The following is a 26,791-nucleotide window of genomic DNA, read 5'->3' as shown; positions in this document are numbered from 1 at the left end:
CCTCATGAGTAACAGAAGAAATTTTTTAAAACTGGCTGCCGGAAGTGTTGCAGCGCTAAGTCTCAAACCTGCAGATGTGATAGCCGGAATATCGCCACAGCATTCTTTCAATTTTGATTATTGGTTCTGGGTAAGACCCAATGAAAAAGATACCTCTGCCATATTAAAAGAAAGATACAAGTCATGGAAAGATGCAGGAGTAGTCGGACTGCTTTTCGAGAATTATTCAGAAAAACATTTTGCAATAGCAAAAGAGCAGGGACTGCAGACCCACCGCTGGATGTGGACCATGAACAGAGGGGAGAAAGAATTACTGCAGGCTCATCCTGAGTGGTACGCAGTTTCCAGATCAGGAAAATCATGTGCTACAGACCCTGCTTATGTCAATTACTACCGCTTCCTCTGCCCCTCCCATCCGGATGTTCCCAAATATCTGGAAGACAAGGCCAGAGAGCAACTGGAGAAAAAAGATATAGACGGTCTGCACCTGGACTATATCCGCTATCCGGATGTGGTACTGCCGGTCAACCTCTGGCAGAACTATAAACTGGATCAAAGCAGCGAACTGCCGGACTATGACTTCTGTTACAGTAAATTCAGCAAAGATGCTTTCAAAAAAGAAACAGGAATTGACATCGATAAACTGGAATATCCGGCACAAAGTCTCTCCTGGCGCAGCTTTCGTTACCGACAGATCAATAATGTCGTAAACCGTATCGCTGAAGTCGCTAAGGAATACCATAAACCCCTGACTGCTGCCGTATTCCCTACTCCGGACCTGGCCAAACGCATCGTGCGTCAGGACTGGACCAACTGGAATCTGTCAGCTGTCTTTCCGATGATCTATCACGGATTTTACCGGGAGCCAGTATCCTGGATCGGCGAAGCAGTATCGGAAGGTGTCCATACGCTGCATAAAAAGTTTCCGCTGTATGCAGGTCTCTATTTACCGGATTTCAAAGATGTACACGAACTGGAAACCGCTATTCAGCTGGCGAAAGAAAACGGTGCCGCAGGAGTATCCTTATTCGGTGAATCCGAAATTAATGCCGACGTACTCAGAGCCATTAAAAAAATAAAATTCGGGTAATATATATCCATTAAAAACCTGTAGGCTAATCTCATCGGCAGAAGGAGATATATCCTACAGGTTTAATAGCCATTTTTTATTTTCCGGAGATTGCAGAAACATTTTACTTTTTCAGGCCGGAAAAAACACGACATCCAGAAAAAATTTCTATCTTTGTATCCCGTACATAAAGCTGATGAATGGGGACCAATCCCCCCATATTTTTTAGTTCGAAATCCAAAATTGCTATGACTAAATATATTTTTGTTACGGGCGGCGTTACTTCGTCGTTAGGGAAAGGCATTATTGCAGCTTCTCTTGCCAAGCTTCTCCAGGCACGTGGCTATAAGGTTACCATCCAGAAATTTGATCCTTACATTAACATCGATCCGGGAACATTGAATCCGTACGAACATGGGGAATGTTATGTTACCGAAGACGGTGCAGAAACAGATCTTGACCTCGGACACTACGAGCGTTTTCTGAATGTAGCAACTTCTCAGGCTAACAACGTCACGACTGGTAGAATATATCAGCATGTCATTCAAAAAGAACGTGAAGGCGCCTATCTGGGTAAAACCGTACAGGTAATCCCGCATATCACCGATGAGATCAAACGCCGTATGCAACTGCTGGGTGAAACCGGTGAATACGATATCGTGATCACAGAGCTGGGCGGAACTGTAGGTGATATCGAATCGCTTCCGTTTATTGAAGCTGTACGTCAGTTAAGATGGGAATTGGGCAATAACGATTCTCTCGTCATCCACCTGACACTGGTACCTTACCTTGCTGCAGCAGGTGAGCTTAAAACAAAACCAACACAACACTCGGTAAAAACATTATTGGAATATGGGGTACAACCTGATATTCTGGTATGCCGTACAGAACATACTCTTTCACAGGACATCCGTAAGAAACTGGCCCTGTTCTGTAATGTAAATATCAATGCGGTAGTCGAATCGATCGACGCATCTACAATCTATGATGTACCGTTGTTGATGCTGAAAGAACAGCTGGACAAAACTGTATTGACGAAATTGAAACTTTCTACCAAAAATGATCCGGATCTGACGAACTGGAAAACATTCCTTGGTAAACTGAAAAATCCTACAAACGAAGTGAATATTGCGCTGGTAGGTAAATATATTGAATTGCCGGACGCATATAAATCCATTTCGGAAGCCTTTATCCATGCCGGTGCAAGCAATGAATGCAAAGTAAAAGTACACTATATCGCTGCTGAAAGTGTCGCTCCTGAAAATGTGAAGGACAAACTAAAAGCTATGGATGGCGTATTAGTTGCTCCGGGATTCGGAGAACGAGGACTGGAAGGTAAGCTGACAACGATTCAGTATGTGAGAGAAAATAACATTCCTTTCTTCGGAATCTGTCTGGGTATGCAATGCTCAGTAATTGAATTCGGACGCAATGTATTGGGTCTGAAAGGTGCAAACAGCTTTGAAATGGACGAAAGCACGCCTTATCCGGTGATCAACCTGATGGAAGAACAGAAAAATATCAAAAATATGGGTGGAACCATGAGATTAGGTGCATATGACTGTGAAATCAAAAAAGGAACAAAAGCATTCGGTATCTACGGAAAAGCAAAAATATCAGAAAGACATCGTCACCGTTACGAATTCAACAATGCGTATCTGGAGCAATATGAAAAAGCCGGAATGATCGCGTCAGGCTTTAATCCGAAGACAGGTCTTGTAGAAATAGTCGAGCTGAAAAACCATCCATTTTTCGTAGCCGGACAATTTCATCCAGAATTAAAGTCAACTGTTGCAAATCCTCACCCACTTTTTGTTAGCTTTGTAGCCGCTTCTTTGGCAGGCAAAAAAGCGAAAGCAACAAAATAAGCGGTTGCGGATAATATTGAATAGAAATTAATAATTAAAGATGGATAGAAATACCCTAATTGGTTTAATCCTAATCTTCGCCATCTTAGGTGGATCATTTTATTTAATGAAACCCTCAGAATCGGAGATTAAACAAGAACAAAGACTACAAGACTCTCTGAAAAGAGTCAAAGAAGGCTTACCTCCGGTAGCCGACACAACAAAAACACCAGCGAAAACTGCTGTTAATACCAATCAGGTAGATTCAGCCGAACTGAAAAAACCTTTCGGAGCTGCAAAATACGGTGAAGAAAAAATCATCACCCTGCAAAACGAAAAGATCATTGCAAAGATCACTTCTAAAGGTGGTCGTGTAAAATCTGTTGAGCTGAAAAACGAAAAGAACTTCGACGGATCTCCGTTAATCCTATTTGACGGGAATAACAACAGATTTGGTCTGATGTTCAACGCTGCCGGTCAGAATATCTCCACCAACAATCTTAATTTCCAGACGACAGATGCTGATGTATCGGTAAGCAAAGGAGATTCAAAGACAGTGAAATTCAGACTGAGCTATAATGATGCGCAATATATCGAGTACACCTATACATTGAAAGGCGATGATTACAATCTGGGACTGGATGTCAATGCAGTAGGTTTACAGAACCTGATCCCTCAGGATCAAAAGACAATCCTTCTGGATTGGGGAGCTGTATTGTATCAGAAAGAGAAAAATGTAAAAGGAGAGCGTGATAAGTCCTCTATCTATTACAAAACTGCAGAAAACAATGTAGATCACTTAAAAGAATCCGGTGATGATGATGATCAGCTGGACAAAAGATTAACATGGATCGCATTCAAGCAACATTATTTTTCAAGTATTCTGACCAGCAAGACAGGTTTTGCTTCTGCTGATTTGGATGTGAAGACCGCTGCTGAAGCAGATATCGTAAAATTATACAGTGCCAAAGCAAAACTTGATTTTTCAAACCAGAAAGACAACCAGTATTCTTTTAATTTCTTCTTTGGCCCGAACAAATACAATATCCTGAAAGCACAGAACGACGGTTCAAACAGTATCATCAATATGGGCTGGGGTCCGATGCGCTGGATCAACCAGTGGATCACGGTTCCGGTATTCAACTTCCTGGACGGATTCCACATGAGCTATGGTATTGTGATCCTGATTCTGACGATCTTGTTAAAAGGTGTCTTATTCCCGCTGACCTACAAGTCGTACCAGTCTATGGCCAAAATGCGCGTGTTGAAGCCTCAACTGGATGAAATAAAAGCTAAAGTAGGTGAAGATAATGCGGTATTGCTACAACAGGAGCAGATGAAATTATATAAACAGGCCGGTGTAAATCCATTGGGAGGATGTCTCCCGCTGGTACTGCAGATGCCGTTTACCATCGCCTTTTTCTACTTCTTCCCGAACCTGTTCGAATTAAGAGGAGAAAGCTTCCTGTGGGTAAAAGATTTGTCAACCTACGATTCGCCAATCACATTCCCGGCAATCTTCGGTATCGATCACATCTCTTTAATGTGTGTGCTCATGACATTGACAACTCTACTGACCACCTGGTATAATAATGCAACATCCGGAGCGACCGGACAGATGAAATATATCGGATACTTTATGCCGTTGATTTTCTTCTTTGTCCTGAACAGTTTCCCGGCAGGTCTTAACTATTACTACTTCTTAGGTGCGGTATTTACATTCCTGACGCAATTATTGATTCGTTCATTCGTAGATGATGACAAAATTCTGGCGAAGATCGAACAGAATAAAAAAAGACCGGAGTCTGAAAAGAAAAAATCATCCTTCCAATCTAAAATGGAGGAAATGATGAGACAACAACAGGCTCAGAAAAACAAAAAATAGAACCTCGGTTCTGATCATAAAAAAGTGGCGGTTTCCAAATGGAAACCGCCACTTTTTTATTTATAACGGATAATTTCTGTTATTCAGGCTTTTTGAAGCCTTCCTTTTCCGCCTTTTTAGACATAGTCTCTACACGCTTAGGTGTATCCGGATGAGAAGACATCAGTTTTTGAGTTGCACTTTGCTTCTCCCCTCCTGACATTTCATTCAGTTTTTCGAAAGCTTTAGCCATATACCATGGATTGGATTTCTGTTTTTTCAGGAACTCGTATCCATAATCATCGGCAAGTGATTCCTGTTTGCGGGAAAAACTTGAGTTTGCGATCTGCTCACTCAAAGCCCCAAGTTGTGAATCAGAAAGAGCTGCTGCAGTACCTCCCTGTGAAGATACACCGTCTTTCAATGCCGAAGTTAGCAAAGCTGTGCGGAAAGCATCTTTAGAATCTTCATTCTTCACGTGACCAATCTCATGCCCGATAACGCCTAATACTTCCTCATCAGTCATCGCCTGCATCAATCCGGCACATACTCTGACGCTGCCATCAGCACAGGCAAATGCATTCACATCACGTACCAGATAAACTTTAAAATTCAGGTCAAGTCCGTCATAGTTACTCAAACCCGAAGTCAGTTTTTTCAAACGGATAGCCAGTTCATCATTATCCGGAGCGACCGGATTGTTCTCATCCATCCATTTGATATACTCTTTCGTATATTTTACTACATCTTCATTGCTCAGGGTCACTGCTTTGACCGCTTTAGTCGCAGAACCAACGGTCTTTGAATTCAGCTTAAACTGTCCATAACTTACTGATGACAACAAGGCCACAGCACAAGAGGTTAATAAAATCTTTTTGATCATAACTAATATAATAAAGTAACTATTCATTGAAATGCCGTACAGCATTTCAGATTATCACTTTTTCGTTACAATTATCGTGCTAAACAAATGCACTGAACCCTGTAATACTTCTTCCGACGATCAGAGAATTGATCTCTTTGGTACCCTCATACGAATAAATAGCCTCAGCATCAGCCAGAAAACGTGCCACATTATATTCTAATAAAATACCATTTCCTCCCATGACTTCCCGGGCTTTGGATACGATATCGCGCGTCCGCAGCGAACAGAAGACTTTTGCCAGAGAAGCATGTTCATCTTTTAGCTGTCCGGCATCCTGTAATTCAGACAACCGAAATACAAGGGTCTGCATCGCGGTGAGATTGGACAGCATTTCCACCAGATGATTCTGAATAAGCTGAAATGCGGCAATAGGTTTACCAAACTGTTTACGCTGACGGGTATAGTCCAGCGCATTTTCATATGCACCACGCGCACAACCTACAGCCATCCAGGCCACACCGGCACGTGTCATTTGCAACACCTTGGCTGTATCTTTAAAAGAGTTGGCATTCTGCAAACGGTCAGCTTCTGCCACCACACAGTTCGTCATTGTAATCAAGCCATTCTGAACGATACGCAGAGCCATTTTACCCTTTATCTTCTCTACTTCAAATCCGGGTGTATCCTTACGTATAATAAATCCTTTGACTTCTCCGTCATCCAGATCACGGGCCCATACAATCGTAATATCCGAAAAGGTGGAATTACCGATCCACTTCTTCTGCCCGTTGAGTACCCAGCCCTGTTCTGTCTTCTGGCAGGTTGTAGTCAGACCACCCGCAGCTCCCGACCCTACTTCCGGTTCCGTCAGGCCAAAAGCACCAATCACCTCCATCTTCTGCATCTTCGGAAGCCATTCCTGTTTCTGTTCCTCTGAACCACAGATATAAATTGATCCCATTGCCAGACCACTCTGTACCCCGAAAAAAGTAGCGATAGAAGCATCTACCCGCGCGATCTCAGCTGCAACAACACCTTCCATAAGGGAAGTTCCTCCCGCACAGCCATATCCTTCATATGTATATCCGGCGATATTTAGAGCGGCAAACTTGGGAATGATCTCAAAAGGAAATTCATCTCTTAACCAGTAATTGTTGACGATTGGCTTGATCTCCGTCTCCATAAAAGAACGCACTTTCAGCTGAAGTGCACGATCCTCAGGGCCTAATTTGGCATCAATATCATAAAAGTCCCCATTGATCGGCGGAAGCTCCTTCTTCTTACCTCCTCCGGTCAGCATTTTGGTTACAGCCTGCAATTGCTTATCATCCATTTTAGAGATAGCCTCCATAACCTGTTTCAGATCTATCTTCTTTGATATTTTTTCAATTTGTTCCAGATCGATAGACTTCATCAGGCCCATCATATTTTTTATTTTATCAAACATAACTGTATCGGTTTAAACCTCTTTAACAACAAAGAGCCTTTTAATTTAGTTTTTATTATTGAAAAATAATAGGACTACTTTTCACAGTCACCTGAGAAGTAGCTGCCACACAATATCAAGTACATCAGTTCACGTCCTTGCTAATCGTATAGCACACCTATCTTTTACTGTCTAAGAAGAATAAGGTAAATAGAAGGTGACGCGTCAATTGGTGTCCCCACCAATTCTTTTAAAACAAAGTAAATCAAGCAATTAAAAGATACGTGAGTTCACGTCCTTGCCAACTGTATAGCATACCCACCTTTTACTGACTAAGAAGAATATGGTAAATAGAAGACGATGCGTCAATTGCTGTCCCCACCAATCCTTTTAAAACAAAGTAAATCAATCAATTAAAAAACGCATCAGTTCACGTCCTTGCTAACCGTACAGTATAAACACTTTTTACTGACTAAGAAGAATAAGGTAAATAGAAGATGATGCGTCAATTGCTGTCCCCACCAATTCTTTTAAAACAAAGTAAATCAGTCAATTAAAAAGTACATCAGTTCACATCCTTGCCAACTGTATAGCATACCCACCTTTTACTGACTAAGAAGAATAAGGTAAATAGAAGATGACGCGTCAATTGGTGTCCCCACCAATTCTTTTAAAACAAAGTAAATCAGCCAATTAAAAGATCCGTTAGTTGGCATCCCCACCAACTGTATAGCACACCTATCTTTTACTGTCTAAGAAGAATAAGGTAAATAGAAGGTGACGCGTCAATTGGTGTCCCCACCAATTCTTTTAAAACAAAGCAAATCAGCTAATTAAAAGATCCGTTAGTTGGCATCCCCGCCAACTTCATATTCTTTGTTATAAAATATAAATAACTGATTATAAGTGAATTAAAAAAATACAATAAAAAAACACACATTAATTAAAATAAAAGTCTTGACAACGTCATATTAATATCCCATCTTTGCGCCATATTTAAACGATTATTTGTTTTTCAAATCGCTTTAAAAATAAAAAATAATATTTTTTAAAACTTTAAAACACAGAAAAACAGCAGTTTAAATAAAAAATTAAAAAAAATAAAATATTCGGGGTTACCTTTTTAGGTTACGGGTATTAAAGATAAATAAACAAATTTGTTTCAATTAAAATAGAAAATTAAAAATGAAAAACTTATTCAAATTCGGATTTTTAGGTTTAGCTTTAACTTTAGCTTTCGCTTCATGTGGTAACTCATCTACTAAAACTGCTGAAACTGCAGATTCATTAGGTGATTCAATCCAAGCTACTACTGACTCTATCGCTGATTCATTGAACAACGTAGCTGATTCAGTAAAAGCTAAAGGTGATTCTATCGCTGATTCAGTAAAAGCTGCTCACTAATCTCCGATTGAGAGCATAAAAAACTCATTAAAGACCGGTACAAATTTGTACCGGTCTTTTTGTTTTTACCACTCTAAATTGGGAATACGTGCTCGTTTTGCTATTTTTGTCAAAATAAATTGACAAACATGGCTTTATCTTCTCTAACAGCGGTGTCTCCTGTAGACGGCCGTTACTATAATGCTACCAACGAACTATCTGCATATTTTTCTGAATTTGCACTGATCAAATACCGTGTACTGGTAGAAATCGAATACTTTATTGCATTGACGGGTTCCGGCATTCCACAATTACAACATTTTGACGGATCATTAAATGAAAAATTAAGAGCGTTGTACCTCAACTTCACGCCGGAAGATGCGCAGTGGATCAAGGATAAAGAAAAGATCACTAACCATGACGTCAAAGCTGTAGAATACTTTATTAAAGACAAATTTGAGCAGTTCGGTCTGCACGATTCTCTTGAGTTTATTCACTTTGGGCTGACTTCTCAGGATATTAATAATACCGCCATTCCATATTCTTGGAAAGAAGCAATCGAGAAAAGCTATACTCCTGCTATTCAGGAATTGGTAAATGAACTGACAGCTCTATCGAAAGAATGGACAGCTATTCCGATGCTGGCACGTACACACGGACAACCGGCCTCTCCAACCAAATTGGGAAAAGAGATCAAAGTATTCGTAGAGCGTATAGAAAAACAACTTCAGTTATTAAATGCGGTGCCATATTCGGCTAAATTCGGAGGTGCTACCGGTAATTTCAACGCGCACCAGATTGCTTATCCTAACCAAAACTGGGTGGACTTCGGAAATAATTTTGTAAACAATATCTTAGGATTAGACCGTTCACAAACCACTACACAGATTGAGCATTATGACAATTTTGCGGCAAGTTGTGATGCCTTGAAACGCATCAATAATATTATCATCGATCTATGCAGAGATATCTGGACATATATTTCGATGGAATATTTCAAACAAAAGATTACTGCAGGACAGATTGGTTCATCGGCTATGCCTCATAAGGTAAATCCTATTGACTTTGAAAATGCAGAAGGTAATCTGGGTATGGCTAATGCCATTTTTGAACATCTGGCGGCGAAACTTCCTGTTTCACGTCTGCAACGCGACCTGACAGATTCTACGGTATTACGTAATATCGGAGTTCCGTTTGCACATACTCTTATCGCAATCAAATCTACATTGAGAGGTTTACGTAAACTTATCTTAAATGAGAAAGCATTACAGGACGACCTTAACAACAACTGGGCTGTAGTAGCCGAAGCGATACAGACTGTACTGCGCCGTGAAGGATATCCGCAGCCATACGAAGCACTGAAGGATCTGACCCGTACAAATACACATGTCACACAAGACACTATTGCTGTATTTGTGGAGAACCTGAATGTCAGTGAAGCTGTAAAAGCAGAGTTAAAAGCAATTTCGCCATCTAACTATACCGGAGTAGAACTGTAACCTTTGACGCTTTGATGACGAGCAGGCATAAGTAAAACTCCTATATTTGTCATCATATAACTAGAGAGAAAACTATGGCAACCATAAACGTATATACAGAAAGTACTCCTAATCCAGCAACTATGAAGTTTTTGGTCAATAAATTATTGATCAACGGCAGTCTGGATTATCCGAACAAGGAGAAAGCGCAGGAATCTCCATTTGCATTTGAACTCTTCAAGTTCAACTTCGTAACCGGAGTATTTTTTGCAAGCAACTTCGTGACTATCACCAAATCGGACGATGTGGAATGGAGTGATATTGAAGCTATTCTTAAAGATTTTGTAAAAGGAGCAGTAGAATCCGAACTTGCCGTAAAAGAAGTTCATCACGACGAGGACACTAATTTTGAAGGAACAGAAGTAGAAGTCAAGATCCAGCAGGTATTGCACGACTATGTACGTCCTGCAGTGGAACAGGATGGTGGAGCTATTCACTACAAATCGTTTGATAACGGAATTGTAACCGTAGAATTGCGCGGATCCTGCAGTGGCTGCCCGTCTTCTACTATCACACTGAAATCTGGTATTGAAGGCCTTCTGAAAAGAATGGTTCCGGAAGTAGAAGAAGTGGTTGCTGAAGCTATGTAATAACACGTATATCGTAAATATAGAAAACGGGAGTATAACACAATACTCCCGTTTTTTTGTGCTATCTTTAGATAACCTCTGTGCAAATAACAGCTTGACATTATGAAAAAGTACCTGATAATTCTATTATTTCTGTTTACCGGATCGCTGCTTCAGGCCCAGGTGAGCCTTATCACGGTAAACAAAGACAATATAGAACGAAACAGAATTCCATATAGCGGAACGCGTATTATGATGGCAGATGCTGTAGAAACAAACGGCCCTACCCGCATGTATATTTTTTCAAAAAATGAAAAAGGAACGGATACAGACTCTTTGTATGCAGAAGAATTTCTGAAAGAGAATGATAAATGGATCCTTCAAAGCAAGAAGGACTTTTGCTTCCCCAATGAAATCCTGATGACCTGGTCCAACCGGAAAGCATTCTTTGACAGCGATAAAGATCATTATCCTGAAAGCCTGTTTATCTTTTCCAAAAATGCAGCAAGCGATATAGATCAGCAACATGCTGTCATTCTGCTACTCTTCCATAAAAAACAGTTCTATACAATAGAAGCAAAAGCGACAGACAGTTATAAAAAGGATTATTTTTCAGCTAATTTTGAGCAGTTACCAGACTCCGTCAAAGATAAGGTATTGGCTTACTGGCAAAATCTGGATAAAGAGGACTGATTATACCGTTTATAACCTCACATCGAAGCCAATTCCCCGCACGGAGTTAATCTGTAATCCGGGATCATGGCTCAGATATTTACGCAGGCGGCTGATAAATACATCCATACTTCTCCCTGTAAAAAAATCCGTAGTCCCCCATACCTGTTCCAGTATCTGATCCCGCGTCACTAATTGTTTGTTTTGGCTCCATAGATACAGGAGCAGATTCACTTCGCGTTCGGTTAGCCGGAAAGTTTCCTGCGGATGAATCAACAGAAAATTAGACCGGTCAAATATGTAGGTTCCGATTTTTATTTCCGCAACAGGCAATACCGGCTGGCTGCGACGGACAATATTCTGAATACGCAGCACAAGCTCCTCCGGATCGCAGGGCTTGGTAATATAATCATCGGCTCCGATTTTAAGTCCTGTAAGTTTATCTATCTTCTGATCCTTGGCGGTGAGAAAGATAAACGGAAATCCGGGATAACGGCTAAGAATCTTTTGTGCGAGTGTAAAGCCGCTCATATAAGGCATCATGACATCCAGAATAGCCAGATGAAAGGTAAAATCCTGATCCAGCAAAGCCTCCGCTTCCTGTGGATGAGCAATGAGCCTTACTTCCAGACCGGAAAGTTCCAGATACTGCTTCAGCATAAAGCCAAAGTCCTCATCGTCCTCGACTAATAAAATATTATACTTCATAAGGTAATGATATACGGAATGCCGCACCTTTGCTAAGTTCACTGAAGACGGTCACCTCTCCTTTATACTTACTGACAATCTGCTTTACAATATACAGCCCCAGCCCCAACCCTTTGGTATCATGTATATTATCTTTCTGGATACGGTAAAATTTCTCAAAAATATAAGGCTGCTCCACTTTGTCAATCCCCACTCCATCATCTTTTACAATAATCCGGACCAGTCCTTCGTTCAGCTCAAAAGATAAAGACACAGACTTCGCTCCATATTTTATACTGTTATTCAAAAGATTAGTGAGAATAGTTTCGATATCATATTTATCCAACTTAAGATCATGATCAAAAAGTTGCTCTACCTCTAATGTAATCATCGGATGTGCCAACTGAAAATCACTCAGAAAAGCCTTCGCATCAGCACTTGTCCAATACGTCAATTCATCCCTCCTCTCCTGCTGCATAATCGGCTGCAACATGTTTTCAAGACGATCAACCTGACGTCCGATAACCTTTACAACTTCCGGGTCGGTATTGTGCTCCAGTGTTTTTGATGCGATCTTGAGGGTGGCAATAGGCGTTTTGAGTTCATGAGAAATATTGTCCATCATATCATGGAGAACGTCTATCTGCTTTCGCTGACGCAACAGATTTTTGTAGGTCAGATAGAATAAAATCAATACTGCTATCAGAATCAATACTGATGTGATAATCAAAAACAACAAGTCTTTAAAAACAATCCATTGCAGATTATTGATCTCAAAATACGTCTTACGTACCACATGATAGCTGTATTTTCTTTGAGATGATATCTTTGCCTTTTTATCGTCAGTAGTTGTCGTAGAGTTATAACTGGTTTCCCATTTACCAGATGTCAGCAGATATTTTTTTGAAACCGGTGTACTGGTCCTGTAGAGCAGAAGAGGCTGCTGAATAAGGGGCTGATTGGTACTGCGTGAAATCACGGTCACAAATTCTTTCATCACCCCGACCTTATACCCCTTCTCTGCAAAAGTACTATCCACATATCGGGTCAGTTTCCCTTCTACAGATTTAGCCTTACGGGCATATAAACCACGTAAATCATTTTCTGTCCACTGTTTTTTCTCAACTTTCCAGAAAGACTCCTGCGCTTCATCATCCTTCATCAGATTAGCGTCAAAGATATCTACATCATCCTCCAGTGAAGACAGACTCTGTTTCACCCCTTCGATAATCTCTCTGCGTTTGAGCTGATACGAATTAGAGATAAAATAAACCTGTATCCCGATCAGCACAATAAAGAGTATTGAAAATGTAAGAATTAACCTTGAAAGCTTTCCATTCATAAAACAAATATAATCAGTAGATCCGATCTTAAACAGACCTTAACCCATCATTAACGCTTCATTAACCGAGTCTGTAAAACTGAATAGACACTTTTGCCCTATCAGATACGATCTTCAAATATGAAACACATTCTAATACTTTTTCTTTTTCCGTCTCTTTTATGGGCGCAGCAAAAACAGATGCAAGGTAAAGTAATCAACGATAAAAATGAAACACTGGCAAATGTTACGGTAGTGCTCATGGACAGCTTATACAAGACAATCTATGAAACACAGACAGATGCATCCGGAAAATTTACGCTCTCCCTTGACCACAAAACCAATTACTATATCAGTGCTAAGGATCTTAATTATCAGACCTACGAAGAATTTATTCAGCCCGACACCATACAAAATCAGTTCCTGATTCGTCTGACAGCAAAGACAAATCAATTGGAAGAGGTGACTATAGAAGGCAAACGTCCTCGTGTAACCCGAAAAGTAGATCGTCTTGAATTTAATGTACAAAACAGTAATATCTCTGCCCTGAGCAGCTGGGAGATACTGAAACGTACGCCACTGGTCAAAGTCCTCGGTTCGGACATCAGTATCAAAGGAAGTCGCAATATAATGGTCATGATCAATGATAAACCGGTCACTCTTACCGGAGAGGAATTGAAAAACCTGTTAGAGAACAGTTCGGGAACTGATGTACAGGCCGTGGAAGTCATTACGAATCCTCCTGCCAAATATGAAGCTTCCGGAACGGCTATTATTAATATCAAAATGAAACAGAATCAACTGTATGGCTACAGAGGTGTACTATTAGCGAAGGTAGAGCAAAGTAACTACGGCAAACAAATTTTCGGACTTACCAACTACTTCAAAACGGAAAAGTTCAATTTCAAAGGAATCTACAATTTCGGAAGAGGAACTTATGCTCGCTACGGCACCGATTATGTGCAATATGCAAGTGATAATACGACTTGGATCAGCAAAATGGACCGTATCGATGAAAATAAAAATCAACAAACCTACGTGTTTACAGCAGATTATAATCCGGATAGTACATTAACACTATCTTTTGGCTGGAATGGATTTTACAGTCCCAATTCAGAAGGAATATACCGTGTACCTACACTTATCTATAATCAGCAGCAGCAGGTAGAATCCAACTATCTGACAACCAATGATCATTACAGAAGCACAAAAAACAACAACCTGTTTCTGCAACTGGTCAAAAAATTCTCTACCGCTAATACCTTAGACTGGGCTACTTATTACACCACGAATAACAGGGTTAATTATCAGGACATCCTTACAGAGCTTAATTTTAAAGATCAGGCTCCGTCCACTTCACATTTTACCAGTGACAACGACAATAAGACCAGGCTTTTTTCCACACAAGTAGATTTCAGCCACAAAGGAAAGCAATTGGAACTGGAATTTGGAGGAAAATACAGCTACGTAAGCACATTCAGTAAACTGATATTTGCAGACAATGAAAATGGGGAATTAGCTTTCAGACCGGAAAAAAGCAGTGATTTTGATTATCAGGAACATAATGTCGCCGGATATGGATCAGCATCCTATCAATGGAAAAAGTGGAGTCTCAAAGCCGGCCTGCGTGCTGAATACACAAACTTAACCGGAACCGTATCGCAACCATCCGATATCAACAAAACCGATTACCTGACACTGTTTCCTACTTTCTATGCACAATATGAGACGAATGATAAGTCACAGATCGGTTTTTCCTATGGTAAACGTATCAGCAGACCTTCTTACTCCTGGCTCAATCCGACCAAATCCTATTACAACCTCTTCTCCTATTTTCAGGGAGATGCACGTCTTCGCGCAACCATTGTACATAACCTGAACCTGACTTATACCCGAAATAACTGGAATATTGATTTGTTCTACCGTTATGAGAAATGGCCTTCAATGGAAATTTCCTATCAGGATGACGCCACTCACAACCTGATCTATCACTACACTAATATCGAAAAGGGACAAGGCGCAGGAATAGATATAAGCAAGAATCTGGATATCAAACCCTGGTGGTCTGTAAATGGAATGCTTTCGGCGATGTACAATGAGAATTATTTTGAAGGAGTAGATAAACTGATTCATAAAAATGATGTGTACCAACTAAATACAACACTCAGTACCAGTTTTATCCTTAATAAAAAAACCGACTGGAATGTAGAAGTTGGCAATTCTTATTACTCCCCTTCTATACAGGGACCGTTCAGAATTTCCGGATTTTCATCCACCTACTTTGTTATGAATCGTAAGTTTATACATAAAAAATTAGAACTGAGTCTCTATTTTCTGGATATTTTCAAATCAGAAAAAGTGAAAGTTGCAACCAACTATGCGAATCAGAACAATTATTTCCTGGATTATCAGGACACCCGGAAAATAAGTGCAACATTGCGCTTTAACTTTGGAAATCAGACGATCAGAAACAATAAAACTATAAGGAAAACAGAGGAACAGAATCGTCTGTAAACATCTTATCAGTCAATAATTTAATTCAGACATTAAAATAACTTTTTATCGGGCTACTCTATGAAAAATAACTAACTTTGCGGGAGTTGTGAAAACCAAATATTAAAATGAGTGCAGATATAAACAAACTAGAACAAATCGCATCGCAAGTAAGACGTGACATCGTACGCATGGTACACGCCTGTCAGTCAGGACACCCTGGAGGATCATTAGGTTGTACCGATTATTTTGTGGCGCTTTATTTCAACGCTATGAAACGCAATCCGTCATTCCATATGGACGGAATCGGAGAAGATCTCTTCTTCTTGTCAAATGGTCACATTTCTCCTGTTTTCTACAGTACACTGGCAAGAGCGGGTTATTTTGAAGTAAGTGAATTAGCTACTTTCAGAAAGATCAACTCCCGTCTGCAGGGACACCCGACGACACACGAAGGTCTTCCGGGAATCCGTATTGCTTCCGGATCTTTGGGTCAGGGACTTTCTGTAGCGATCGGTGCTGCACAAGCAAAAAAATTAAACAAAGACAATAATCTGGTGTACGTCCTGATGGGCGACGGTGAGCTTCAGGAAGGACAGGTGTGGGAAGCTGCGATGTATGCACCTCATAACAAAATAGACAATCTGATTGCAACCGTTGACTACAACAAAGCACAGATTGACGGTTCTACAGATCAGGTACTTTCACTGGGAGATCTCCGTGCTAAATGGGAAGCTTTCGGATGGGATGTACTTGAAATTGCAAAAGGTAACGATATGACTGCTGTTGTAGCAGGTCTTGAAGAAGCAAAATCACATACCGGAAAAGGAAAACCGGTTGTTATCCTGATGCATACAGAAATGGGTAATGGTGTTGACTTTATGATGGGATCTCACAAATGGCATGGTGTAGCACCGAATGATGACCAGTTAACATCTGCATTAGGTCAGTTACAACAAACTTTAGGAGATTATTAATCAGATATTAGATTTTAGTAATTTGTATTTAGAAAAAATCTGAAGACTAAATACCAACTACTCCATACTAAAAGAATGAAAAAATATACATACACAGAATCAAAAGATACACGTTCGGGTTTCGGAGCTGGATTACTGGAAGCTGGTAAGCAGGACGAAAATGTCGTGGCCTTATGTGCTGACTTGATCGGTTCATTGAAAATGAACGATTTCATAAAAGAATTTCCGGAGCGTTTTTTCCAGATTGGTATTGCAGAAGCAAACATGATGGGTATCGCAGCGGGTCTGACAATAGGCGGTAAAGTTCCATTCACAGGTACATTTGCCAATTTCTCTACAGGCCGTGTTTATGACCAGATACGTCAATCTATCGCCTATTCGGACAAAAATGTAAAGATTGCTGCATCGCACGCAGGTCTTACTTTGGGAGAAGACGGTGCTACGCACCAGATCCTGGAAGATATCGGTCTGATGAAAATGTTACCTGGAATGACAGTAATCAACCCATGTGATTTCAACCAGACCAAAGCAGCTACTATTGCTGTTGCCAAACACCACGGTCCTGTATACTTACGTTTCGGACGTCCTGTAGTACCTAACTTTACTCCTGCAGATCAGGAGTTCGTCATCGGTAAAGCTATCCTGTTGAACGAGGGTACTGACGTAACGATCATCGCTACAGGTCACCTGGTATGGGAAGCAATCCAGGCCGGAGAAAAACTGGCAGAACTAGGTATCAGTGCAGAAATCATCAACATTCATACAATTAAACCTCTGGATGAAGAAGCTGTATTGAAATCTGTTGGTAAAACAAAATGTGTAGTTACAGCTGAAGAACACAACCGTCTGGGTGGTCTGGGCGACAGTGTGGCACAGGTTTTGGCAAAACATTTGCCTACTCCACAAGAGTATGTTGCTGTAAACGACAGTTTCGGTGAATCCGGAACTCCGGCTCAGTTAATGGAGAAATACGGTTTGAATGCAGAAGCAATCGTTGCTGCAGCTCAGAAAGTAATTAAGAGAAAATAATAAAGACCACAACGTCAATATATGGAAGATACTTTAATAATTTCGAAATTTGCGGACGAAGCCACGCGCGAGGAAGCATTCGGATTATTGTTGAAGAAATATCAGCAAAAAATTTATTGGCATGTGAGAAGGATGGTAATCGATCATGACGATGCCGATGATGTGGTACAGGATATCTTTATCAAAGTATGGCGCAATCTGGGAAACTTCCGTGAAGACTCTCAGTTGTATACCTGGCTATATCGTATCGCTACGAATGAATGTATTACCTTTCTGAATAAGAAAAAACAGAAGCAGAATGTGTCGTTGGATGACGACACATCTGCCTATCTGGCCGAATCCCTTTCGGACGGCAGCTATTTTAACGGAGATAAAGCTCAGTTGAAGTTGCAACAGGCACTGTTAACACTACCGGAAAAGCAAAAACTGGTATTCAACATGAAATACTTCGATGATATGAAGTATGAAGAGATATCAGATGTATTGGGGACAAGTGTAGGAGCATTAAAAGCCTCTTATCACCTGGCTGTGAAAAAAATTGAGCACTTTTTTCACACGCACGATTAAACCTTTTATGCTTAGTGTATTCTATACTACTTACTATGAAGGAAAATAACACATATCATGATCATAATGAAGATAATAATCTTCCGGAATCATTGCGTGTAAACCCTTTTGCCGTACCTAAAGATTATTTTGAAAATCTCGAATCCGGTCTTTGCTCACAGATCAGACTTTTGAATACCGCTCCCTCCGAAGAAGAATCCTTTAGTCCTCCTGAAAATTATTTCAATGATCTTCAATCCCGCCTGATGACAGCGGTAAAAATGGATCAGCTGAAAACCAATACAGAAGAAAACGGATTTACAGTTCCTTCTAACTATTTTGATCAGCTTCAACAACAGATCACTGCAAATATCACTGCAGACCGATGGAAAGATCAGATAAAAGAAGAAGGTTTTGCCGTACCGGAAGATTACTTCAATACATTAGAAGATTCCATTTTTGCAGGTATTGCTACAGATCGATTGAAAACAGAAGTAAAAGAAGACGGTTATACTGTTCCTTCAAATTACTTTGATCAGTTGTCTGCAGACATACAGGCTAAAGCATTTGAAAAAGAACAACCAAAAATTGTCCCTATCGGAGGTCTGAAACGTCGTAACTGGATGCGATATGCAGCTGCGGCCTCGGTTACCCTGATACTGGGATTGGGTGCTTATTTCGGTATTCAACAAGAAGAAACAGCTACAACTGATCTACATTCAGAACTGGCAAATGTATCTGATGCTGAAATTATAAACTATCTTGCTGCCACGAACAGCGGCGATAATATGGTCTATTTCACACAATATATTTATGAACCTGAGGAGTCGGCTGGCGTAGGAAGTCAGATTGATAACGAAGATATTGAAGAGTACTTAAAATATTCATTATAAGTGATGTTACAGTTGAAAAAGATATTAGCAGCATGTTGTTTTGTATTTCTATTGACTTTATCTGCTCATGCACAGCGCGATAATGAGCGTTTCAAAGCTATAGAGAACGAGAAAATTGCCTATATTACCAAAGAGCTCAATCTGAGCAATTCAGAGGCGCAACAGTTCTTCCCGCTCTACAATGAGTATTCACAAGAAATGTGGGCTATACGTAATGAAAAAATTGGTCCCAAACAGAGTACGCCGGGCAGAAGCAATGGCTTCAGACAAGGCGGATCCAGGGATGTAATCGCATATGACGCCAAAGAACTGGAAATCAAGAAAGAATACCGTGCAAAATTCGCCCGTATCATAGGCAATTCACGGGCTTCACAATTTTTTGAGATCGAGCAAAATTTCATAGAACTTCTCTATAAAGAATGGCAAAGCCGAAAAAACGGTACCGGCCGAAGATAATACAGGAAGAAGTCCAAAAGACTTCTTCTTTTTATTTAAATCAAAATCAACATGTTAAGTAATCGTGAATTATTCCTGATGAATACAGCCCAGACATCAAACTCTCCCCGTCTGGTAGAAGTAGAAAAAGCAGAAGGAATTTATTTATATGGTCCGCAGGGACAACAATATATGGATCTGGTATCGGGTTTTAATGTGAGCAATATAGGTCACAGACATCCTAAGGTACTGGAGGCAATACGGGAGCAACTGGACAAATATCTCCATGTCACTGTATATGGTGAGTTTGTGCAGGCACCACAGGTACAGTTTGCAACAGATCTGCTGGCTGTGCTACCCTCCTCTTTTGAATCGGTATATCTGACAAACAGCGGAGCGGAAGCTGTAGAAGGATCCATGAAAATTGCAAAACGCTTCACAGGAAGAAGACAGATTATAGCTGCAAAAAAAGCATACCACGGAAGTACACAGGGAGCACTTAGCCTTATCGGCAATGAAGATTATCAAACCGCATATGCGCCTTTGCTACCGGAGATAGACTTTATTACCTTCAATGATCTTTCAGATCTGTCTGCGATCACTGATAAGACCGCAGCTGTCATCTTAGAAGCTATTCAGGGTGAGGCTGGTGTACGTGTCCCCGACATACCTTATATGCAGGCTGTGCGCAAGCGCTGTGATGAAACCGGAACACTGTTAATCTTTGATGAGATACAAACCGGATTCGGACGTACCGGAAAACTCTTTGCTTTCGAACATTTCGGCATCGTTCCGGACATTCTTATGCTGGCGAAAGGTATAGGAGGAGGAATGCCTCTGGGAGCATTTGTTGCTCCTAAACAGATCATGGATGTGATCAAAGACAATCCCATGTTAGGACATATCACCACATTCGGAGGACATCCTGTAAGTTGTGCCGCAGCAAGAGCATCCTTACAGGTCATAAAAGATGAAAAACTGATCGAACAGGTAGAGGAAAAAGCACAGCTTTTCCGTCAGTTGCTTCAGCATCCGAAAATTAAAGAAATACGCGGATTAGGTCTGATGATGTGTCTGCAACTGGAAAATTTTGATCAGGTCTACCAGGTTAGCAAGTACTGCGCTGAACACGGTGTGATGATAGACTGGTATCTGCACTGTGAGACTGCACTGAGAGTAGCTCCTCCGCTGACGATCACTACGGATCAGATCCGAGAAGCCTGTACCCTAATTCTGGCAGGAGTAGAAAAATACGCTTAGTATAGACAAATAAGGGAACATTTCAGATGTTCCCTTATTTATTCCATATTTTCCAGCGGATATTTTATTCGTAAAAATCCAGCTCTGCTATAGCTAATGACTGATCAGCACCGGCTATTTCAGTAGATTCTATCCGGATATAACGTGCCTGTATCTTTTGTTTGAATCTATAGGTCCGCATAGTAGGATCATTGATCAGGTTTCCAAATTCAAACTGCTCTGCAAGAGTCCAGTTCTGCCCGTCGTTACTAACTTTTATAACTCCTTTAGCCATCATTCCTTTAGCATGTGCACGCTGCGGAGTATAGGAAAAAGAAGAAAGCTGATATGCTTTTCCCAGATCTACTGCTATATACTGGTTTTGTCCTGTATTTTGTGTTTGCCAATAGCTTTTAACATCAGCATCTATAGCCATCTTTCCTGTTTTTTTCTCTGTTTCACTGCTCAGGGATATGATCTTCCATTCTGCTTTTGAAATTCCGAAGGTCTGATCCGCCACTGCCCCGATCGCTTTATTATTATCTACAGCTATCGCTTTGATTGTACCGGGTTTCATCAGAAAAGGTTGATCGTAAACTGGTGATTGAAGAGTAGGTGTACTTCCGTCTAATGTATAGTGAATCACATAATCCATATTCAGATTTTTGAGTACATCCTCGCCATGTGGTTTCCATCCGAATTCATGCTCCAGGGGCTTGATGGTGATCATACCGTTAATATCTCTGGCAAACATCAGCTGAGGAGGACGTGATGGCGAGTAATAGGCTCCTATATTGCTTACTGCAGGCAGGTAACGACTCTCGAGTATCCTTAGTCTGAACCGGTCGGATTGTACCTCAGGAAAACGAAGAATACGTTTATATCCCACATTTGTTGCCTTCGCAATCTCTTTCCATTGTCCCTCAGACCATATATCAAGTGCATGACTTTCTATCCGTTCACCATTTGTACTTACCGCTTCCTGAATCACGAAACGATTTACTGTAATCGGATTCGGGGTCGTAAAGATCAGTTCTCCTGTATTCTCTTTTAACAGTGTGAAAGTTTTGGAATCTCCATCCAGCGTTTCTTTAGGACCCTTAGCATTTTTCAGCAGGTTGGCGCCGTATGTATCCCGGATACGCTGCCCCACTTCCTGCAATACAGATACATCTTCTGCAGAAAACTTACCTTCTCTATTCGGAGGAATATTTAACAAAAATGTAGAATTACCTCCTACTGAGCGTTCATAAATATCAAAGACATCATCTGCATTCCGAACTTTTTGGTGGGTATCATCTCTGTAGAACCAGCCCTCACGTATAGAAGTATTGGTTTCAGCCTGCTGATAATGTAAAAAATTGCTTTTCAATAGTTGCGCTCTGCTACCGAGATCTTCCTTTGTCAGATCCGGAAAATTACTCAATCCGGCAGGATCACTTTCATAGGGAATAACATTCCATTCTGTACTCCGGGTATTTCCGGACTCATTGCCACACCAGCGGATATCTTCTTTACCAAAAATCACAGCCTCAGGAGCCAGCTTTTTTATCAGCTCACGCCAGGCAGCATAGTTATATTTTTGTCCCCCTTTGGTCTTGGGATGTGCTCCGTCAAACCAGACTTCATGAATGGGGCCGTATTCTGTTAACAATTCAAATAACTGATTGAGGAAATACTCATTATAATCATCAACCTCAAACTGAAATTTTGTTTTATTCCTGAACGGACGTCCCGGAACATCATGCGGAATAGTACGTTTGCTGTAGGTACTCTGATTGCCGTATAAACCCTCCGGATTTTCTATCTGAAAAAGATCTGCCGGCGAAAGATATACACCCAGCTTTAGTCCGTATTTGCGGCATGAAGCGGACAGATCCTTTAATATATCGCCTTTTCCATCTCTGAAAGAAGTAGACATGATTCCGTGCGCAGTATACCGGCTTTGCCACAGGACAAAGCCATCATGGTGTTTGACCGTCAGAATAACCATTTTCATACCTGCCGCTTTCATGGATGCACACCATTGATCTGTATCCAGATTTTTGAGATCAAATATCGACGGATCTTCCATCCCGTTTCCCCACTCCATTCGGGTAAATGTATTTGGACCAAAATGAATAAAAGCAATAAATTCATGTCCGAGTGCCTGATATTGATTGGCCGTCGGGACGACATGTGCTGCTTTTAATATTTTGTCTGCATCTCTGTCTGTTTTTTCGATAGCATACGTATTCCTGACAGGTAAGGCATTTCCTCTCCCCTGCGCATGAGCAGCAGTGCTGACCAGACTGCACAGAAGCAATACCCAAATTGGTTTTTTCATGATTTTGAATCGTTGGATGATATATTCGGTCTAAAAAATTGTTTTAAGCCTGCAAGGTAAGAAACATGAGTTTAAGAATCTACAACAATACTACCCTTCAGTATTCTATAACAATCTTATTACCAAATAAATCCCATTTTAAAACTATGATTACAACAATCAATGCTTATCTTAGATAAGCATAAACCTCTATCATGAACACAAACAGAAGATCTTTTATCAGCAAAAGTCTGCTCACCGTAGGTGCAGCTGTAGCCGGCACCTCATTACTACAAGGTCGTGAAAACAATTTGTCCTTACCGGCAAAAGGTAATCAGATCAGCATTAAGAAAAACGATATTATCCTTTTTCAGGGAGACTCCATTACAGATGCGGGGCGTCAGAAAGATAATCCCAATCCGAATGAAACTTCCGCATTCGGCAGTGGCTATGCATTATTAGCGGCGGGCAGTCTCTTGTCTGAACATGCTTCCAAAAATATCAAGATTTTTAATAAGGGGATCAGCGGTAACCGGGTGCCGGATCTGCAGAAACGCTGGCAAAGAGATACTTTTGATATCAAACCTACTATCCTGAGCATCCTGATCGGCGTTAATGATTTCTGGAGGACAATGGATAGCGGTGCCAGCAATACGGCACAACAGTATAAAGAGCAATATCAGAAACTTCTGGATGACACATTGAAACAATTACCCAACGTACAGCTTATTATCGGGGAACCTTTCGGTCTGAAAGGGGTAAAACATGTAACTGATGCATGGTATCCTGCTTTTGAAGGCTATCAACAGGCGGCACGTGATGTTGCAAAAGAATTTAAAGCTATCCTGATCCCTTATCAGACTATTTTTGACAAGGCACTCGCTGAGGCTCCGGGCAATTACTGGACTACGGATGGCGTACACACCAGTCTTGCAGGAGCAACATTAATGGCAGAATCCTGGTTAAATACCATTAAATAATCCTGTATACCGGAAATGCCGGCGTGTATTCGCCTTACTTATACTAAAATGACCTCGTTAACAAGAGCAGCTAACGAGGTCATTTCATTTTTAAACAGAGTTATGAACTACAGATTATTAAAGTTCTACGTCTCTGTATGTAGTTTTTTGCAGATCCGGAAGATAATAGGCTACAATACCAATCAATGGTAAATACGAACAGATATGGTAGATAAAGGTAATAGATGTATGGTCAGCGTACCAGCCTAACAATGCAGATCCTAACCCGCCCATACCAAAAGCAAATCCATAAAACAATCCTGACACCATTCCTAACTTGCGTGGAAGCAGCTCCTGTGCATATACAATAATTGACGGAAATGCAGACGACAGGATCAATCCTATAATCACGATAAGAATACCGGTCGTTGTAAAGTCAACGTACGGAAGAGCTAACGAAAAGGGTGCTACTCCAAGTACAGAAAACCAGATCACATATTTACGGCCAAAACGGTCTCCAAATATACCCCCCAACAAAGTTCCTACAGCCACTGCTATCAGAAAGTAAAATAAGAATACCTGTGCCTGTACTTCAGAGATACCAAACTTTTCCATTGTGAAGAACTGAAAGTAGTTGGTAATACTGGCAATATAAAAATATTTAGAGATGATCAACAGAAGCAGGACTACGACAGACAAAGTGATCTTCTTGTTAGAAAGATCCGGTACGCTGATTGTCTTATTCTTGACGGTGGTACGATGCTCTAATTTACGGCTGTACCATTTACCGATATACAGTGCAACTACCTTACCTAAAATAGGAACAATGGCAAACCAGACAATAGCTTGCTGTCCTTTGGGAAGAATAAAAAATGCAACCAGAATAGGTGCAAGCGCTGTTCCGGCATTACCTCCGATCTGGAAGATAGATTGAGCAAGACTTCTCTTGCCTCCGGAAGCCATGTATGCTACCCTGGACGACTCGGGGTGAAAAATAGAAGATCCGACACCTACCAGAAACACAGAAATCAGAATAATCTCATAACTATGTGCATACGAAAACAGGATAAGTCCTACTAATGAAAATGCCATTCCAATAATCTGAGAATACGGCTGAGGTCGCTTATCTGTAAAAGATCCTACTACAGGTTGAAAGATAGATGCTGCCATCTGATAAACAAAGGTAATCATCCCGATCTGGGAGAAAGTCAGATGATGTTCGTCCTTCAGCAAAGGATACACGGAAGGAATAATGCCCTGAACAAAGTCATTGAGCAGGTGAATAAAACTTACGGCAAAAAGAATTGAAAAAACAGGTTTGTTATCTTTAAAATTAGCAACCATAATAAAATATAAATTAAAAACAAAAAGGCTGTTCCTCTACAGCCTTCCTAAATATTGTTAAAGTATTCGTACCAATAAACCCTTGAGGTATTCACCTTCGGGGAAGGAAGCCCGGACGGGATGATCTTCAGGTTGATGAAATTGTCTTATAAACTGAATTTCCTTCCCTGCATCGAGTGCGGCCCAGGCAATGACCTGTTTGAATGTGCTGATATCCATGGCACCTGAACAGGAGAAAGTAGCCAGCAATCCTCCGCTTTCCAACAGCATCATCCCTCTTCTGTTAAGATCTTTATATGCTCTGGATGCTTTTTCCAATGAAGATCTTGAGGGCGCATATTTGGGTGGATCCAGGATTACCACATCAAATTTAGCCTCCTCTTCAATAAAAGTACGCAACTGCTTATTCACATCCGATAAGATAAACTGATGACCGGAAGTATCAAATCCGTTGACAACCATATTGCGTTCTAATGTCTCGATCGCCAGAGCCGAGCTGTCCACAGCAGTAACACTAGCTGCTCCTTGCTGTATGCTATTCAAGGTAAAGCCTCCTGAATAACAAAAACAGTCCAGTACTCTTTTGTTTTTCACATATTGTGCAGTCAGAAATCTGTTTTCACGCTGATCGCAATAGAAACCGGATTTTTGTCCATCTATAATATTCACCTTATAGCGGATGCCATTTTCCACAACATCCACAAACTCCGGAGGTAATTCGCCGGACAGGAGACCGTTCGTATTGGGAAGACCTTCGTGCTCACGTGACTTCAGATCACTACGTTCGTATATTCCTTTGGGTTGAAGTAACCGGGTAAGTTCATCTATGATCACCGCTTTTACATTCTCCGTACCTGCAGCATGCACCTGAATCGAAATGTAATCGGCATACTTATCTGCAATAAGTCCCGGTATAAAATCAGCTTCTGCAAAAATCAGACGGATTGTATTGGTATCAGCAGTCAACAGGTGTTGACGGGCTTCCACAGCCTTACGGATGCGATTGCGCCACCAATTTTCATCAATAGTTACATCCGGATGCCATTCCAGCAAACGAACAGCCACACGCGACTGGTTATGGTAGATTCCATAAGCAATAAATTCACGATCGCTGTTGAATACAGAAACGACTTCTCCGTTTTCTACATTGCCGGAGACATTGTTTACTGCTCCGGAAAACACCCACGGGTGCAATTGCCAGGCAGCTTTATCCTTGCCTTTATTGAGTATGACTGATTTCATCGTCGCAAAGGTAAGCAAATATTAAAAAAAGGAGACAGCACTTCGTAACAAGTATATGATTTTGGTAAAACAATAAATGACTTCTTTG

Annotated in this window: 22 protein-coding genes; 15 read left to right on the top strand and 7 right to left on the bottom strand. The window is 40.8% G+C overall.

What is annotated here, in order from left to right:
- Positions 1 to 4 precede the first annotated feature (4 nt).
- The 3 genes from B4B65_RS07810 to yidC all read left to right on the top strand — a co-directional run bounded on the left by B4B65_RS07810 (position 5) and on the right by yidC (position 4,801).
- Complete coding sequence (locus tag B4B65_RS07810) at positions 5 to 1,090, top strand: family 10 glycosylhydrolase (RefSeq protein WP_293914864.1); 1,086 nt, start codon at positions 5 to 7, stop codon at positions 1,088 to 1,090.
- Between the two features lie 227 nt (positions 1,091 to 1,317).
- Entirely contained in the window at positions 1,318 to 2,937 is a 1,620-nt protein-coding gene (locus B4B65_RS07805) for a CTP synthase (protein ID WP_201680240.1), read from the top strand.
- A 40-nt stretch (positions 2,938 to 2,977) separates the two neighbouring features.
- Positions 2,978 to 4,801 (top strand): membrane protein insertase YidC, encoded by a 1,824-nt coding sequence (gene yidC / locus B4B65_RS07800; RefSeq protein WP_201680241.1) that lies wholly within the window; start codon positions 2,978 to 2,980, stop codon positions 4,799 to 4,801.
- Positions 4,802 to 4,880: 79 nt separating this feature from the next.
- Here the strand turns inward: yidC and B4B65_RS07795 are convergent, their stop codons facing one another.
- Positions 4,881 to 5,663: a M48 family metallopeptidase gene (locus tag B4B65_RS07795; RefSeq protein WP_201680242.1), complete on the bottom strand. Its 783-nt coding sequence runs from the start codon at positions 5,661 to 5,663 to the stop codon at positions 4,881 to 4,883.
- Positions 5,664 to 5,742: 79 nt separating this feature from the next.
- Complete coding sequence (locus B4B65_RS07790) at positions 5,743 to 7,092, bottom strand: acyl-CoA dehydrogenase family protein (protein ID WP_293914860.1); 1,350 nt, start codon at positions 7,090 to 7,092, stop codon at positions 5,743 to 5,745.
- A gap of 1,164 nt (positions 7,093 to 8,256) precedes the next feature.
- Between B4B65_RS07790 and B4B65_RS07785 the strand changes: the two genes are divergently transcribed.
- The 4 genes from B4B65_RS07785 (at position 8,257) to B4B65_RS07770 (ending at position 11,254) form a co-directional block, all read left to right on the top strand.
- A complete protein-coding gene (locus tag B4B65_RS07785) occupies positions 8,257 to 8,475 on the top strand; it encodes a hypothetical protein (protein WP_002993125.1) in 219 nt (72 codons plus the stop codon).
- Between the two features lie 128 nt (positions 8,476 to 8,603).
- Entirely contained in the window at positions 8,604 to 9,953 is a 1,350-nt protein-coding gene (purB, locus tag B4B65_RS07780) for an adenylosuccinate lyase (protein WP_201680244.1), read from the top strand.
- Positions 9,954 to 10,027: 74 nt separating this feature from the next.
- Positions 10,028 to 10,582 (top strand): NifU family protein, encoded by a 555-nt coding sequence (locus tag B4B65_RS07775; protein ID WP_002993121.1) that lies wholly within the window; start codon positions 10,028 to 10,030, stop codon positions 10,580 to 10,582.
- Positions 10,583 to 10,684: 102 nt separating this feature from the next.
- Positions 10,685 to 11,254, top strand: coding sequence for a hypothetical protein (locus B4B65_RS07770; RefSeq protein WP_293914856.1), 570 nt, complete (start codon positions 10,685 to 10,687; stop codon positions 11,252 to 11,254).
- Positions 11,255 to 11,263: 9 nt separating this feature from the next.
- Here B4B65_RS07770 and B4B65_RS07765 read toward each other — a convergent pair whose 3' ends face one another.
- Positions 11,264 to 11,941, bottom strand: coding sequence for a response regulator transcription factor (locus B4B65_RS07765; RefSeq protein WP_293914854.1), 678 nt, complete (start codon positions 11,939 to 11,941; stop codon positions 11,264 to 11,266).
- Complete coding sequence (locus B4B65_RS07760; RefSeq protein ID WP_293914852.1) at positions 11,931 to 13,262, bottom strand: sensor histidine kinase; 1,332 nt, start codon at positions 13,260 to 13,262, stop codon at positions 11,931 to 11,933. The genes B4B65_RS07765 and B4B65_RS07760 overlap by 11 nt, the downstream gene beginning before the upstream one ends.
- A gap of 120 nt (positions 13,263 to 13,382) precedes the next feature.
- On the opposite strand from B4B65_RS07760, the gene B4B65_RS07755 reads away from it, so the two are divergent.
- The 7 genes from B4B65_RS07755 to B4B65_RS07725 all read left to right on the top strand — a co-directional run bounded on the left by B4B65_RS07755 (position 13,383) and on the right by B4B65_RS07725 (position 20,874).
- Positions 13,383 to 15,755, top strand: coding sequence for an outer membrane beta-barrel family protein (locus B4B65_RS07755; protein WP_293914850.1), 2,373 nt, complete (start codon positions 13,383 to 13,385; stop codon positions 15,753 to 15,755).
- 107 nt (positions 15,756 to 15,862) lie between these two features.
- Positions 15,863 to 16,711, top strand: a complete 849-nt coding sequence (locus B4B65_RS07750) for a transketolase (RefSeq protein ID WP_201680249.1) — start codon at positions 15,863 to 15,865, stop codon at positions 16,709 to 16,711.
- 75 nt (positions 16,712 to 16,786) lie between these two features.
- Positions 16,787 to 17,740, top strand: coding sequence for a transketolase family protein (locus tag B4B65_RS07745; protein WP_201680250.1), 954 nt, complete (start codon positions 16,787 to 16,789; stop codon positions 17,738 to 17,740).
- A gap of 21 nt (positions 17,741 to 17,761) precedes the next feature.
- The gene (locus B4B65_RS07740; RefSeq protein ID WP_201680251.1) at positions 17,762 to 18,307 is read left to right on the top strand and encodes an RNA polymerase sigma factor; all 546 of its coding nucleotides are present in this window, start codon (positions 17,762 to 17,764) and stop codon (positions 18,305 to 18,307) included.
- A 35-nt stretch (positions 18,308 to 18,342) separates the two neighbouring features.
- The gene (locus tag B4B65_RS07735; RefSeq protein ID WP_293914845.1) at positions 18,343 to 19,179 is read left to right on the top strand and encodes a hypothetical protein; all 837 of its coding nucleotides are present in this window, start codon (positions 18,343 to 18,345) and stop codon (positions 19,177 to 19,179) included.
- Positions 19,180 to 19,182: 3 nt separating this feature from the next.
- On the top strand, positions 19,183 to 19,635 hold the full coding sequence (locus B4B65_RS07730) for a hypothetical protein (protein WP_293914843.1): 453 nt from the start codon (positions 19,183 to 19,185) through the stop codon (positions 19,633 to 19,635).
- 51 nt (positions 19,636 to 19,686) lie between these two features.
- A complete protein-coding gene (locus B4B65_RS07725) occupies positions 19,687 to 20,874 on the top strand; it encodes an aspartate aminotransferase family protein (protein WP_293914841.1) in 1,188 nt (395 codons plus the stop codon).
- A gap of 64 nt (positions 20,875 to 20,938) precedes the next feature.
- Here B4B65_RS07725 and B4B65_RS07720 read toward each other — a convergent pair whose 3' ends face one another.
- Positions 20,939 to 23,179: an alpha-L-fucosidase gene (locus B4B65_RS07720; protein ID WP_293914839.1), complete on the bottom strand. Its 2,241-nt coding sequence runs from the start codon at positions 23,177 to 23,179 to the stop codon at positions 20,939 to 20,941.
- A gap of 194 nt (positions 23,180 to 23,373) precedes the next feature.
- Here B4B65_RS07720 and B4B65_RS07715 point away from each other — a divergent pair, with 194 nt between their 5' ends.
- Complete coding sequence (locus B4B65_RS07715) at positions 23,374 to 24,138, top strand: SGNH/GDSL hydrolase family protein (protein ID WP_201680256.1); 765 nt, start codon at positions 23,374 to 23,376, stop codon at positions 24,136 to 24,138.
- Between the two features lie 117 nt (positions 24,139 to 24,255).
- On the opposite strand, the gene B4B65_RS07710 is transcribed toward B4B65_RS07715, so the two are convergent.
- Together B4B65_RS07710 and B4B65_RS07705 are read right to left on the bottom strand one after the other, a co-directional pair.
- Positions 24,256 to 25,461, bottom strand: a complete 1,206-nt coding sequence (locus B4B65_RS07710; RefSeq protein ID WP_201680257.1) for an MFS transporter — start codon at positions 25,459 to 25,461, stop codon at positions 24,256 to 24,258.
- 57 nt (positions 25,462 to 25,518) lie between these two features.
- Positions 25,519 to 26,703, bottom strand: coding sequence for a class I SAM-dependent rRNA methyltransferase (locus tag B4B65_RS07705; RefSeq protein ID WP_293914835.1), 1,185 nt, complete (start codon positions 26,701 to 26,703; stop codon positions 25,519 to 25,521).
- Between the last annotated feature and the right edge of the window lie 88 nt (positions 26,704 to 26,791).

This window comes from Sphingobacterium sp. UBA5789 (assembly GCF_002418355.1).
Classification (GTDB): Bacteria; Bacteroidota; Bacteroidia; order Sphingobacteriales; family Sphingobacteriaceae; genus Sphingobacterium.
The sequence above is the reverse complement of the archived record's forward strand: the minus strand, read 5'-3'. Positions and strand labels throughout refer to the sequence as shown.

Excerpts from the sequence above, each read along its gene's own strand:
- B4B65_RS07810 (WP_293914864.1), top strand. The coding sequence starts at position 5 with ATGAGTAACAGAAGAAATTTTTTAAAACTGGCTGCCGGAAGTGTTGCA.
- B4B65_RS07805 (WP_201680240.1), top strand. The coding sequence starts at position 1,318 with ATGACTAAATATATTTTTGTTACGGGCGGCGTTACTTCGTCGTTAGGG.
- yidC (WP_201680241.1), top strand. The coding sequence starts at position 2,978 with ATGGATAGAAATACCCTAATTGGTTTAATCCTAATCTTCGCCATCTTA.
- B4B65_RS07795 (WP_201680242.1), bottom strand. The coding sequence starts at position 5,663 with ATGATCAAAAAGATTTTATTAACCTCTTGTGCTGTGGCCTTGTTGTCA.
- B4B65_RS07790 (WP_293914860.1), bottom strand. The coding sequence starts at position 7,092 with ATGTTTGATAAAATAAAAAATATGATGGGCCTGATGAAGTCTATCGAT.
- B4B65_RS07785 (WP_002993125.1), top strand. The coding sequence starts at position 8,257 with ATGAAAAACTTATTCAAATTCGGATTTTTAGGTTTAGCTTTAACTTTA.
- purB (WP_201680244.1), top strand. The coding sequence starts at position 8,604 with ATGGCTTTATCTTCTCTAACAGCGGTGTCTCCTGTAGACGGCCGTTAC.
- B4B65_RS07775 (WP_002993121.1), top strand. The coding sequence starts at position 10,028 with ATGGCAACCATAAACGTATATACAGAAAGTACTCCTAATCCAGCAACT.
- B4B65_RS07770 (WP_293914856.1), top strand. The coding sequence starts at position 10,685 with ATGAAAAAGTACCTGATAATTCTATTATTTCTGTTTACCGGATCGCTG.
- B4B65_RS07765 (WP_293914854.1), bottom strand. The coding sequence starts at position 11,941 with ATGAAGTATAATATTTTATTAGTCGAGGACGATGAGGACTTTGGCTTT.
- B4B65_RS07760 (WP_293914852.1), bottom strand. The coding sequence starts at position 13,262 with ATGAATGGAAAGCTTTCAAGGTTAATTCTTACATTTTCAATACTCTTT.
- B4B65_RS07755 (WP_293914850.1), top strand. The coding sequence starts at position 13,383 with ATGAAACACATTCTAATACTTTTTCTTTTTCCGTCTCTTTTATGGGCG.
- B4B65_RS07750 (WP_201680249.1), top strand. The coding sequence starts at position 15,863 with ATGAGTGCAGATATAAACAAACTAGAACAAATCGCATCGCAAGTAAGA.
- B4B65_RS07745 (WP_201680250.1), top strand. The coding sequence starts at position 16,787 with ATGAAAAAATATACATACACAGAATCAAAAGATACACGTTCGGGTTTC.
- B4B65_RS07740 (WP_201680251.1), top strand. The coding sequence starts at position 17,762 with ATGGAAGATACTTTAATAATTTCGAAATTTGCGGACGAAGCCACGCGC.
- B4B65_RS07735 (WP_293914845.1), top strand. The coding sequence starts at position 18,343 with ATGAAGGAAAATAACACATATCATGATCATAATGAAGATAATAATCTT.
- B4B65_RS07730 (WP_293914843.1), top strand. The coding sequence starts at position 19,183 with ATGTTACAGTTGAAAAAGATATTAGCAGCATGTTGTTTTGTATTTCTA.
- B4B65_RS07725 (WP_293914841.1), top strand. The coding sequence starts at position 19,687 with ATGTTAAGTAATCGTGAATTATTCCTGATGAATACAGCCCAGACATCA.
- B4B65_RS07720 (WP_293914839.1), bottom strand. The coding sequence starts at position 23,179 with ATGAAAAAACCAATTTGGGTATTGCTTCTGTGCAGTCTGGTCAGCACT.
- B4B65_RS07715 (WP_201680256.1), top strand. The coding sequence starts at position 23,374 with ATGAACACAAACAGAAGATCTTTTATCAGCAAAAGTCTGCTCACCGTA.
- B4B65_RS07710 (WP_201680257.1), bottom strand. The coding sequence starts at position 25,461 with ATGGTTGCTAATTTTAAAGATAACAAACCTGTTTTTTCAATTCTTTTT.
- B4B65_RS07705 (WP_293914835.1), bottom strand. The coding sequence starts at position 26,703 with ATGAAATCAGTCATACTCAATAAAGGCAAGGATAAAGCTGCCTGGCAA.